Genomic DNA, 12,461 nt, shown 5'->3' on the forward strand with positions numbered 1-12,461 from the left:
GATGAGAAACGCAAACACGATCCTGCTTTTTGGTGCGCTGATGTGCGCGTCGGCCAGTGCCGCCCGGGCGACCGATCTTGGCCGCCAGGTGCTGCCCGCCGGCGATGGCTGGGCTTCTCTGCCTGTGGCAGCGCTGCCCAATGGCACCACTGGCGGCTCCGCCGCGGCGCCGGCGCGCGTGCATCGCGTGCGCAACCGCAACGAACTGGTCGCGGCACTGGCCTTCCCGGACGCCACGCCGAAGATCATCGAGATCGAAGGCACCATAGATGCCAACGTCGACATCGACAATCGGCCGCTGAGCTGCGCCGACTACCAGCGCAACGACCCGCAGACCGGCACGCCCTATTCGCTGGCAGCCTTCCTGCAGGAATACGATCCCGCCACGTGGGGTCGTGTGAATCCCAGCGGCCCGCTGGAGCGCGCCCGGGCGGCTTCGGCGGCCGCGCAGCAATCGCGGGTGCGCATCCGCATTCCGGCCAACACCACGATCGTCGGCGTGGGCCGCGATGCGCGCGTACTGGGCGCCTGGTTCGACGTGCGCCCCAGCAGCACCAGCGGCAACACGCCGATGAACGTGATCATCCGCAATCTGGCATTCGAGGACACCTACGACTGCTTCCCGCAATGGGCGCCGAACGACGGCAGTACCGGCAACTGGAACTCGCTGTACGACGTCATTTCGGTGCGCAATGCCACCCATGTCTGGATAGACCACAACAGCTTCGGCGACGTCGCCACCGCCAACGAAACGCTGCCTACCCATTTCGGACGTCTCTATGAAGTGCACGACGGCCTGCTGGACGTGACCAACGAATCGGACCTGGTCACCATTTCCTGGAACCGTTTCAGCAACCACGACAAGACCATGCTGGTCGGTTCGTCAGACGGCGCGGTGGCGGACCGCGGCAAACTCCGCCTCACCCTGCACCACAATCTCTTCCAGGACGTCGGTCAGCGGGTACCGCGGGTGCGCTATGGCCAAGTGCATCTGTACAGCAACCATTACAAGCTCAGCGACGAAGGCGCAGCGAACTACGGCTACAGCTGGGGCGTCGGCATCGAATCCCAGATCTATGCCGAGCAGAACCATTTCCGCGTCGGCGACGCTGTGACGCCCGACCTGTTCATCGAACGGCTCAATGGCACCCGCATCTTCGCCACCGGCACACTGCTCAACGGGGTTTCGCAGAACAGCGCGGTCGATGTAGTCGCGTCCTACAACGCTGCCAATGGCGACAGCCTGATCGGAAACGTGGATTGGGCGCCTAGCCTGCATGGTCCGATCACTCCGGCCGGCAAAGTCCCCGTCGCCGTGATTCGCGGCGCCGGGCCATTCAGGTGAGCAGGCCTTCGATGCGAAATCTGTTTCATGCGCCCGGGCCGATGGCGCGCCGCGGCTTCTGACGCATCGGTCGGGACGGGTCCCGCCATCCGTTCCGGCATGCGTCGGAAGCGATGAGAGGTGGGCGTCTGCTTGGCTTTGCTTGTGCAGCGATCAACGCCGTCTACATCGTGCCACGCTGTATGAAAGGCGCGCGCTGGTAAAGCTTGCGTTCGCCGCCCCGCGGATCGTTCTCCAATCTGGACCGACTGTCGAATACCATCGTTTCGCGCGCTTCCAACGTATAGGGGTGCCATCGCGGCAGGCCGGCATGATTGGGATCGCCTCGCCGCGCGAAGGCCAACAGCGCCTGGCTCATCTGAGCGGCAACCTGCTGCGCCTGCGCTCCGGTGCCGGTACGCGAACCGGGCTGGGCGATGTTGTCGAACACCAGTGGAATATCCAGGGTATGGAAGGCGCCGAACTTGCCGCCGTCCAGCGGCGAACCCCAATCGAGCTGGTAAACCCAGGCCGGCGATCCCTGGCGCGCACGCGCCTCTGCTTCTTCCACGGCGCCGCGCCAGGAACGTCCTGCGGTCGTCGCGGCGAAGAACACTTGCGATGGCGTGTAATCCGGGTACATCCGCCGGTACTCGGCGATGACCACTTCCGGAAGGATGTCCGTGTACTGCTGTGCCTGCAGTTTCTTCGGCAATTGCTCCCAACTCAGGGCGAAATTGTCCGGATCGTTGCCCAGGAAGGCGCGCGTCTCGTCATGGGTATTGCCGATGATCATGGGAACATGCGCCGATTGCGGTGGCGCATCGGGATAGAACGGATGCCGGTGCAGGCTGCGCGCATCCATTACCGGGCCCAGATACAGGCTGGTGTCCTCGATTCGCGAAGGGTCGCGCGTGCGTGCCGCCTCCAGGATCTTCTCCACCGGTACGGTGCGCAGCCTATCGATTTCGTGCGGCGCGATTTTCAGCGCATCCAGAAACAGCTGCGTGCGCTGCGTAGCCGCGCGCGGGCCGGCGGCCGTGACCTGCTGGCCGCTCATGGTCATGGCGCGATGGAACAGGCCCTGCGCCGCCGGCATCGCCATCAGCGTGGCGATCTTGGCGCCGCCGCCGGACTGGCCGAACACGGTGACATTGCCGGCGTCGCCCCCGAATTCATGCGCATGCTCGCGGACCCAGTGCAGCGCCTGCACCAGATCCAGCTGACCGACGTTGCCCGACCATTGAAGATCCTCGCCGCCGAGCTCCGCCAGATACAGGTACCCGAATGCATTGAGGCGGTGATTGACCGTGATCACCACTACATCGCCACGACGGCACAGATTGACGCCGTCATACAGCGGGCTGCTGCCCGAACCATTGTTGTAGCCGCCGCCATGAATGTAGAACAGGATCGGCCGCTTGCCGCCATCGCGCAGGCCCGGCGTGTAGACGTTGAGGAACAGGCAATCCTCGCTGCCCGGTCCGTCGTTGCCCGGCCCGTCACTGCCATGCTGCGGCGCGCTGGCGCCATGCTGCGTAGCATCGCGCACGCCGCGCCAGGCCGGTTCCTGCAACGCTGGCCTGAACCGGTGCGGCGCGGTATCCGCGCCGTAGGGAACGCCCTTGAACACATGCACGCCATGATCGCGATAGCCGGCGATGCGGCCGCTGCGCGTTTTAGCCAGCGTTGCCGCTTCCCCCGCCATGGCCAGCGACAGCGGCGTGCTTGTCGCTGCGCCAATCAGCGCGGCCCGCTGCAGAAAAGCCCTTCGACCCGCCTCCATGCGGCTTATTTCAGCGGTTCGCGCCGCTGCAACGGCTTCAGCGGCTCCATCGTGCTTAAGTCCCAATCGCCTTCTACGAAAGCCTGGCGGGTTTCTTTCTGCTTGGGATAGCCGCCCACTTCGCTTTCGTTGTCGATGATGGCGCCGCGTCCTTCGATGGTGTCGGCTACGATGCGGCGATCGGTATCGTCGCGATCCCAAGGCCGCGCACCCGCGTTGGCGATCACCGCGTCCTGCACTTGCGCAGAAGCCAGCAGGTTCACGCCGAACGGCAGTTCCGGCGCGCGCTTGAGCGCATTCACTTTGACCGGCGCGTTGGTGTAGCTGCCTTCGGCATCGATCTTGTGCCGGCCTACGCGGTCGACCAGCAGGTTGTCCTGGGCGAACAGATCGATATCGCCCGAACCGCCGATCATGAAGAAAGCCAGATCCTGGGTGGAAGGCCCGGCGCGCATCGCGTTGCCGCGCAGCACCATCTGCCCGGTTTCGTAATCGTGGCCCTGCCATTCTTCGGCGATCAGGTTGTAATGCGCCGCGCGCTGGCCGGGGTTGTAGATCAGGTTGTTGATCACCTGCCCGCGCACGCCGCCCTTGAACAGCGGATTGCGTTCGTAGTTGTGCGCGTACAGGTTGCCGACGATGAGAATGTCGCGCACATGGTCGTGGATCAGCGAACCCTTGGAGTGTTCGCCCTTGGCGTGGGTGGAATGGGCCAGGCCTTCGGCGATGATGTTGTTGCTGAAGGTGATGCGATGCGAAGTGGCGGCGGCGTTTTCTTCGGGATCGTTGCCGGCGAAGCGCTTGCCGGAGGCGGAAAGGTTTTCGTCGGTGGCCCAGGTCAGCGTGCAGTGGTCGACGATCACGTCGTGCGCACCGACGGTGGAAATGGCGTCGAAATCCAGGCCGGCCATGCGCGCCGCGCCGGTGGAGCCGGGACGCACGCGGATGTGGCGCACGATGACGTTGCTGGCGGCGATGTCGATGCCGCCGCGGATCAGGGTGATGCCGGGCGAAGGCGCGGTCTGGCCGGCGATGGTCAGGTCGGGTTCGACGATGCGCAGGGTCTTGGCGCCCAGGTCGATGACCCCGCCCACTTCGAAAACCACGATGCGCGGCCCTTTGCTGTTGACCGCTTCTGCGAACGAACCGGGGCCGTCGCCGGACAGCGTGGTGACGCGGAGGATCTCGCCGCCCCGGCCGCCGGTGGCGTGCGCCGCCCAGCCCTGGGCGCCAGGGAAGGCCAGCGGCGCGTCGGCGGCCGCCGCGCTGGCCGCCAGCGGCACAAGCAGGGAAATGGCGGTCGCGGCGACGGCCAAGGGGCGGCACAGGGCCAAGCGGATGGCGCGGGTGAACTTCATTCGGCTCCCTCCCAGGAGTGGACAGGTTATCGCGCGCCGTTCGGCTTTGCGGCGGTGCGTATTGTAAATGACACCGGTTTACCATATACAAGCCACCGACCCCTGCTGTCCATCGGCAGTGCAACAAAACAAGACCATTGGGAGAGGCCGCTTGACTACCGGCGACAGCGTTCTGGAAACGACACCCGGATCTCAGGATCTGGCGAAAATCGCCGGCAGCTTCGTCGAAGCGCGGGTACGGGGGGCGTCATTGCCCGATTTCCCCGGCAGCATCCCCGCCGACCTGGTTACCGCCTATCAGGTGCAGGATCTGGCGATTTCGCTCTGGCCGGACCGTGTAGTCGGCTGGAAAGTCGGCTTCATCGCCGCCGAAAGGCGCGACAGCTCCGGCGACGACCGCCTGCTGGGTCCCATCTTCTCGGCGGGACTTCTGGATGCTATCGGTGGCAATGTAGGGTTTCCGGTGTTCGCTGGCGGCTTTGCGGCGGTCGAGGCAGAGTACGTATTGCGTCTGCAGGCCGATGCGCCAGCCGACAAAACCGAATGGACGCCCGCGGAAGCCGCTGCCCTGCCCGCCACGCTGCATATCGGCGTCGAAATCGCCAGCAGTCCTCTGGCGACCATCAATATTCTGGGGCCGCGTGTGGTCGTTTCCGATTTCGGCAACAACAATGGGCTGATCCTGGGGCGGGAGATTCCCGGATGGCTGGCGATACCCGAAGCCGAACTCACTTGCCATACCTTCATCGAAGAGCGCCTGGTGGGTAGCGGCGGCGCAACCACCCTGCCCGGTGGATTGCGGGCGGCGTACGCATTCGCATTGTCGCGTTCGGCCAAGCGCGGTCGCCCGCTCAAAGCCGGCGACCTGATCGCCACCGGCAATGCGACCGGCATCCACGACATCGCCGTGGGGCAGTCGGCGCGCATCAGCTTCGCCGGCTTCGGCGATATCACCTGCCGCGCGCACGCGGCCAAGCCTGCCGATGCGAATGAGTCCAGAGGCCGGCAGGCATGATCGATCGCCGCAGATTCCTGGCCACCGGCATTGGCGCCGGTATCGCCGCGTTGACGGCAGGCAGCAAGCCGGCCAACGCCGCCACCGCTTCGCCGCAGTTGCTGCGCGCGTCGGACGTCCATGTGGACGGCTATCCGACCGTGGAAGCGGTGCGCTGGATCGGCCGCTATCTGAGCGAGCGGACCGATGGGCGCTTGGATACGCTGGTCTACCATTCCGGACAACTGGGCCGGGAAACGGTCACCGTCGACCTGGTGCGTTTCAACGCGCTGGCGCTGACGCGCGTGTACCTGGCCACGATGAACGACTCCGTGCCCGCCACCCGCATCCTGTCGCTGCCGTTCCTGATCGACTCGACGCCGCACCTGCGCCGTACGCTGGACGGCGCGCTGGGCAAATCGTTGCTGGGTAGTTTCGAACGCCGCGATCTGGTGGGGCTGGCCTTCTACGATTCGGGCTCGCGCAGCATCTACAACACCAAGCGGCCGATCCATACCCCCGACGATCTGCGCGGCCTCAAGCTGCGCGTGCCGGTGTCGGAGATATTCGTGCGTCTTATCCACGCACTGGGCGCCAATGCGACTCCATTGCCGTATGGCGAAGTTTTCTCCGCGCTGCAGACGCATCTGATCGATGGCGCCGAGAACAACATCAAGAGCTTCCATTCGAGTCGGCAGTTCGAAGCGGCGCATTACTGGTCCGAGTCCCAGCACACCTTTACGCCGGACGTGCTGCTGATGTCGCGCACCGCCTACGAGCGGATGGCACCGAAGGACCGCGATCTGATCCGCGAGGCTGCGGCGGCTTCGGTGCCCTACGCGCGCGGCTTGTGGGACAGCTCGGAGAGCAAGGCGCGCGAAGCGATCATCGCCGGCGGCGTCAAGGTCAATGCCGTGGACCGCGAAGCCATGCGCGCCGCCACTGCCGGCATCACCCGCGAATACTTGCGCGAACCCCAACTGGCGCGTCTTTACGAATACGTGCGCGCCTCGGCGTGACTGCGTAAAAAACTTTCGAAACACCGCCTGCATCGCCGGGAGAACCGATGAGCGACACAAAAACGAATTCCCCTTCGGGCTGGCTGGACAAGCTTGCGCGCCTCACCACCTGGATAGCCGGATTGGCGCTGGTCAGCATGGCGGCGGTGCAGGCGTGGCAGGTATTCGCGCGTTACGTATTGAATGCCTCCCCGGACTGGACCGAGCCGGTGGCGCTGCTGCTGCTCAACACCGCGATGATGTTCGGCGCGGCGGTCGGCGTGCGTGCGGAATCGCATTTCGGCTTTTTCATCGCGCGCGACGCCGCGCCTCCGCGCGTGGCGCGCGCGATGCGCGGCTTCAGCCACCTGGTGATCGCGACCGTAGGCGCGCTGCTGGCCTGGTGGGGGGCGGTACTCACCGCCGACAGTTGGGAAGTGCCCATGGCCGGTGCGCGCATTCCCGAAGGTACGTTCTATCTGCCGCTGTGCCTGGGCGGCGTGTTGATCGCAGTGTTTTCCCTCCACCATCTGTTCGCGGGCACGCTGTTCGCGAGCACGGCCATCGCGGAACGGAGCGAATAATGGCTATCGCAATCCTTTTCCTGGTTTTCCTGGGACTGCTGATCATGGGAGTCCCGGTGGCGTTCTCCCTGTTCACCGCTTCGCTGGCGACGCTCGTCTACCTTGGGCTGCCGGCGATAGTGGTGGCGCAACAGACCGCTACCGGCGCGGCCTCCGCATCGCTACTGGCGATACCGCTTTTCATATTCGCCGGCGAAATCATGCTGCGCGGCGGCATATCGGAACGCTTGATAGGACTGGCCTCTTCCCTGGTCGGCCATGTGCGCGGCGGTCTGGGGCAGGTCAGCGTGTTGTCTTCGCTGTTCTTCGGCGGCGTTTCCGGCTCGGCCATCGCCGACGTATCGGCGGTGGGCGGGGCGATGATTCCGCAGATGGTCAAGCGCGGCTTCGACCGCGATTTCGCGGTCAACGTGACCATGACCGCAGCGCTGGTCGCGCTGCTGGTGCCGCCCTCGCACAACCTGATCCTGTATTCGGCTTCGGCCGGCGGCAGCATCTCCATCGCCGACTTGTTCGCGGCGGGCATCTTTCCCGCGCTGCTGATGACGCTCACCCTGATGGGCACTACCTATGTCATCGCCAAACGCCGCGGTTATGTGGTGGAACTTTTTCCGGGCTTCGGCGTGGTCCTACGCCGTTTCGTTTCCGCGCTTCCCGGCCTGTTGTTGGTCGCGCTGATCTTCGTCGGCATCAAAGCGGGCATCTTCACGGCGGTGGAAAGCGCGGCGATCGCGGTGGTCTATGCGCTGTTCGTCACCGCGGTGATCTACCGCAACCTGGCCTGGCAGGACTTCCTCGGCACCATGGCCCATGCCGCGCGCACCACCGGCATGATCCTGCTGGTGATCGCCTCGGCCGCCGCTTTCGGCTGGCTGCTGGCCTATCTGCAGGTGCCTTCGGCAGCGGTGGAATTGCTTACGGGGCTGACCACCGACAAGAACCTGATGCTGCTGTTGATGATCCTGATCCTGCTGGTGCTGGGCACGTTCATGGATCTGGCGCCGATGATCATCATCTGCACGCCGATCTTCCTGCCGCTGGCCAAGGCCATCGGCATCGACCCCATCCACTTCGGTGTGATCCTGATTCTGAAGGGCGGCATCAGCCTGATCACGCCGCCGCTGGGCTCGGTGTTGTTCGTCGGCACCGCCATCGGCAAGATCAGCATCGGCGAATGCCTGCGCACCATCTGGCCGTTCTGGCTGTCCGCACTGGCCGTGCTGCTGGTGGTCGCGTTCGTGCCTGAGCTGTCGCTGTGGTTGCCATCGGTGCTGAAGTCGTGAGTCGGGGAAGACTACGAGCGCTGCTGGCCACGCTGTCGCTGCTGGTCCTGCCGGCGCTGGCATCCGCAGCGGACGAGCCGCAGTGGAAGCGCGGCATCGAAAACCAGCGCCAGGCCGACCTGGGCAACGGCAACTTCCTCAACCCGGTGCTGTCCGGCGATCATCCGGATCCGTCGGTACTGCGCGATGGCGAAGACTATTACCTGACGCTGTCTTCATTCGAAGCCTATCCCGGCCTGCCCATCTGGCATTCGCGTGATCTGATCAACTGGCAGCCGATCGGGCATGGCATCAAGACCAATGTCGGATCGATCTGGGCGCCCGACCTGGTCGAGCACGAAGGGCGTTACTACATTTATTTTCCCGCGCGCCGCGGCGGCACCGAAGGCAGCACGCGGAGCAACTTCGTGGTCTGGGCAGACGACATCCGCGGACCCTGGAGCGAACCCATCGACATCGGCCTGTCCGGCCATATCGATCCCGGCCATGCCGTGGGCGAAGACGGCAAGCGCTATCTGTTCCTCAGCGGCGGCGATTATGTGCGGCTGGCCGACGACGGCCTGAGCACCGTCGGCGAAATCAAGCACGTCTACGATGGTTGGAAGTACCCCGAATCATGGGACGTGGAAGGCTACGCGCAGGAAGGCCCCAAGATCACCCGCCACAACGGCTGGTACTACATGATCACCGCGGTCGGCGGCACCGCAGGCCCGCCGACCGGGCACATGGTCATCGTCGCGCGCTCGCGTTCGATCCACGGCCCGTGGCAGAACGCGCCCAACAATCCGGTAGTGCGTACCGAATCCAGGGACGAATACTGGTGGTCGCGCGGCCACGCCACCCTGGTGGAAGATGTCGCAGGCCAGTGGTGGATGATCTACCACGGCTACGAGCACGATTTCTGGACGCTGGGCAGACAGGCGTTGCTGGAGCCCATCGAATGGACCGACGACGGCTGGTTCGTCGCCAAGGGCGGCGACCTGAGCCGACCGATCCGCAAGCCCGCGGGCACCGCGTCGGGCGCCCATGGCATGCCGCTGTCGGACGACTTCTCGGGTGGCAAGCTCGGTCCGCAATGGGCGTTCTTCAAACCGGCAACCGATGAGTACGCGCGGCTGGGTTTCGGCGACGGAGCCATGACCATGCGCGGAAAGGGGACCTCTCCGCGCGACAGCTCGCCGCTGGGCTTCATCGCCGGCGACCTGGCTTACCAGTTCGAAGTCGAAATGGAGATCGAGCCCGGGGCGCAGGGCGGTGCCCTGCTGTTCTACAACGACAAGCTGTACGCGGGCGTGGGCAGCAATGGCGAGAACTTCATCATGCACCGCTATGGAACCGAACGCCCGGCGACGCTTGCGGCCAGCGCGAAAGGCGGCCGGCTATGGCTGCGGGTCACCAACGACCGCCATGTCCTCACCATCCACAGCAGCCCCGACGGCGTCGCCTGGACCAAGTACCCGGTGCAGATGGAAGTCTCCGGCTACCACCACAACGTCGCCGGCGGCTTCCTGGCCCTGAAACCGTCGCTGTACGCCGCGGGCGATGGCGCGGTGCGTTTCCGCCATTTCCGCTACCGCGCGCTGGACTGACGGCGCGGGCTAGAATCCACTCAGACCCTCCCTTCAGACAGTGACGTCCATGCCCGCGCGCAAGAAGCCCGAAATGCCCGCCAAGCCGACCGGTTCCGGCAAGGCATCGACGATCAACGACATCGCGCGGCTGTCCGGGGTTTCCAAGAAAACCGTGTCGCGCATCATCAACCACTCGCCGCTGGTGCGTAAGGACACGCGGGAGAAAGTGGAAGCGCTGATGCGCGAGGTCGGGTATTCGCCCGATCCGATGGCGCGCGGACTCGCCTTCCGCAAGTCGTTCCTGATCGGCATGGTCTACGACAATCCGACCGCGCAGTACATCGTCAACATGCAGTACGGCGCGCTGGACGCCATCCGCGATTCGGGTTTCGAATTGGTGGTGCACCCCTGCGACAGCCGCAGCCCCAACTATATCGATGGCGTGCGCCGTTTCGCGCAGCAGCAGAAACTGCATGGAATCATGCTGGTTCCGCGTGTTTCCGAAGACCAGGCGCTGGCCGACATGCTGCTTGAGATCGGCTGCCGCTACGTGCGCATCGCGCCGGTGGCGATGGACGACATGTCGCGCATGGTGGTCACCCACGACCGCGACGGCGCCACCGAAGCGGCCGATTACCTGCACATGCTGGGCCACCGCGACATCGCATTGATCACCGGCCCCGGCAACTACCGTTCGGCGCTGGAACGCACCGCCGGCTTCGTCGAAGGACTCGGCCGCTACGGCTTGGAGCTGCCGAAATCCAGGATCGTGGAGGCGGGCTATACCTTCGAATCTGGCGTCTCGGCCGCCGAAAAACTGCTGGCCGGCAAGCAGCGCCCCACCGCCATCTTCACCGGCAACGACGAGATGGCCGCCGGCGTGTACAAGGTCGCCATGCGTTCGGGCATCCATATTCCCCAACAGCTGTCGGTGGTGGGCTTCGACGACAGCCCCCTGGCCTCGCGCCTGTGGCCTTCGCTGACCTCCGTGCGTCGCCCCACCCGCGACACGGGACGGCTGGCCGCTTCCATGCTGGTGCAGCCGGACGCCACCTCCACCCTGTCCGCCGCCAGCGTGCGCCCGCACCTGGTTATCCGCGATTCCTGCCAACCGCCGGAATGAATCCAGGCGGTAGCGTCAGCGGCGGCGTCTACCTCCCCCTTTGAAAAAGGGGGATCGAGGGGGATTTGCTGTTCGCGCCAAGAGCAAATCCCCCGTAAGCCCCCTTTTCCAAAGGGGGCAAAGCAACTGCCTTTCGCCGCCAGCGTGCGCCCGCACCTGGTCATCCGCGACTCCTGCCAACCGCCGGAATGAATCCAGGCGGTAGCGTCAGCGGCGACGTCTACCTCCCCCTTTGGAAAAGGGGGATCGAGGGGGATTTGCTGTTCGCGCCAAGAGCAAATCCCCCGTAGCCCCCTTTTCCAAAGGGGGCAAAACAACAGCAACAGCCCTGATGCCGGTTTCCACATGTATATCCTCTGCCGCACCGCGAAATGACACCGGTTACCAAACCCACTAGAATCCAGTCTTCCCTGCCGGCGCGCAGCTCCTGCCGCCCTCATGCCCGGAGCCGACCATGTACTGCAAGACCTACCACGCCACCCACCCCGACATGATGGACGGCGCCAGCAACGACCAGCTGCGCGACCGCTACCTGATCAGCGGCCTGTTCGTGGCCGATACCGTGCAGCTCAACTATTCGCACAACGAGCGCTTCGTGATCGGCGGCGCCGCGCCCATTTCCAAAGCCATCGACCTGCCGCGTCAGACCGAACCGGCTTCGGCCGCGGGCAAACCGTTCCTGGAGCGCCGCGAACTGGGGGTGATCAATGTCGGAGCAGGCACGGGCAAGGTCACAGTGGATGGCACCACCTACACGCTGGGACCGAAGGACGGCCTGTACGTGGCCATGGGCAGCGCGGACGTGTCTTTCGCCTCGGACGACGCCGCCAATCCTGCGCGCTACTACCTGACCTCCACGCCGGCGCATGCGCGCTTCGAGACCAAGCCGCTGGCCATCGCCAACGCGGTTTCGCTGGAACGCGGATCGCTGGAAACCAGCAACGAACGCACCATCTACCAGTACATCGTGCCGGCCACCTGCCAATCCTCGCAGTTGCTGCTGGGCCTGACCGTGCTCAAGACCGGCAGCGTCTGGAACACCATGCCGCCGCATCTGCACGACCGCCGCAGCGAGGTCTACTTCTACTTCGACCTGGGCGACAACGACCGCATCTACCACTTCATGGGCGAACCCGACGCGCAGCGCCATATCGTGGTGGCCGATAGCGAGGCGGTGGTGTCGCCGCCGTGGTCCATCCATATGGGATCGGGCACCAGCAACTACTGCTTCATCTGGGCGATGGGCGGCGAAAACCTGGACTACACCGATATGAACGTGCTCGACATCTGCCAGCTCAAGTAACGCAGACCTTAGTCTTTGTAGAGCCGAGCTTGCTCGGCTGAAGCCTTACCCGCAAGCCAGAAGCAGCCGAGCAAGCTCGGCTCTACAAAATAAATCACAGCGGAAAATCGCAGCCGAAACCAACCCACTCATCGAGG

The 12,461-nt window shown here is 64.7% G+C and carries 10 protein-coding genes; 8 read left to right on the forward strand and 2 right to left on the reverse strand.

The features are described 5' to 3' along the window. The first annotated feature begins 1 nt into the window (after nucleotide 1). Nucleotides 2-1,345: a pectate lyase family protein gene (locus tag BLR66_RS08890; RefSeq protein WP_093283590.1), complete on the forward strand. Its 1,344-nt coding sequence runs from the start codon at nucleotides 2-4 to the stop codon at nucleotides 1,343-1,345. Between the two features lie 163 nt (nucleotides 1,346-1,508). Here BLR66_RS08890 and BLR66_RS08895 read toward each other — a convergent pair whose 3' ends face one another. Together BLR66_RS08895 and BLR66_RS08900 are read right to left on the reverse strand one after the other, a co-directional pair. Continuing rightward, nucleotides 1,509-3,032, reverse strand: coding sequence for a carboxylesterase/lipase family protein (locus tag BLR66_RS08895; RefSeq protein WP_255402389.1), 1,524 nt, complete (start codon nucleotides 3,030-3,032; stop codon nucleotides 1,509-1,511). Nucleotides 3,033-3,115: 83 nt separating this feature from the next. Continuing rightward, a complete protein-coding gene (locus BLR66_RS08900) occupies nucleotides 3,116-4,468 on the reverse strand; it encodes a pectate lyase family protein (protein WP_093283601.1) in 1,353 nt (450 codons plus the stop codon). A gap of 172 nt (nucleotides 4,469-4,640) precedes the next feature. Between BLR66_RS08900 and BLR66_RS08905 the strand changes: the two genes are divergently transcribed. From BLR66_RS08905 to kduI, 7 genes are all read left to right on the forward strand, one after another. Further along, nucleotides 4,641-5,483 carry a 2-keto-4-pentenoate hydratase gene (locus BLR66_RS08905; protein ID WP_093284623.1) on the forward strand — a complete coding sequence of 281 codons (843 nt, stop codon included), beginning with the start codon at nucleotides 4,641-4,643 and terminating at the stop codon, nucleotides 5,481-5,483. Further along, on the forward strand, nucleotides 5,480-6,481 hold the full coding sequence (locus BLR66_RS08910) for a TRAP transporter substrate-binding protein (protein WP_093283606.1): 1,002 nt from the start codon (nucleotides 5,480-5,482) through the stop codon (nucleotides 6,479-6,481). Before BLR66_RS08905 ends, BLR66_RS08910 begins: the two co-directional genes overlap by 4 nt. Before the next feature lie 47 nt (nucleotides 6,482-6,528). Then, complete coding sequence (locus BLR66_RS08915) at nucleotides 6,529-7,044, forward strand: TRAP transporter small permease (RefSeq protein ID WP_093283610.1); 516 nt, start codon at nucleotides 6,529-6,531, stop codon at nucleotides 7,042-7,044. Further along, entirely contained in the window at nucleotides 7,044-8,327 is a 1,284-nt protein-coding gene (locus BLR66_RS08920; protein WP_093283614.1) for a TRAP transporter large permease, read from the forward strand. The genes BLR66_RS08915 and BLR66_RS08920 overlap by 1 nt, the downstream gene beginning before the upstream one ends. A 38-nt stretch (nucleotides 8,328-8,365) precedes the next feature. Next, complete coding sequence (locus BLR66_RS08925) at nucleotides 8,366-9,916, forward strand: family 43 glycosylhydrolase (RefSeq protein ID WP_093284628.1); 1,551 nt, start codon at nucleotides 8,366-8,368, stop codon at nucleotides 9,914-9,916. A 73-nt stretch (nucleotides 9,917-9,989) separates the two neighbouring features. Further along, a complete protein-coding gene (locus BLR66_RS08930; protein ID WP_343123920.1) occupies nucleotides 9,990-11,021 on the forward strand; it encodes a LacI family DNA-binding transcriptional regulator in 1,032 nt (343 codons plus the stop codon). 454 nt (nucleotides 11,022-11,475) lie between these two features. Continuing rightward, the gene (kduI, locus tag BLR66_RS08935) at nucleotides 11,476-12,324 is read left to right on the forward strand and encodes a 5-dehydro-4-deoxy-D-glucuronate isomerase (RefSeq protein WP_093283623.1); all 849 of its coding nucleotides are present in this window, start codon (nucleotides 11,476-11,478) and stop codon (nucleotides 12,322-12,324) included. Nucleotides 12,325-12,461: the final 137 nt, after the last annotated feature.

The sequence above is a fragment of the Pseudoxanthomonas sp. CF125 genome (genome assembly GCF_900104085.1).
GTDB lineage: Bacteria > Pseudomonadota > Gammaproteobacteria > Xanthomonadales > Xanthomonadaceae > Pseudoxanthomonas_A.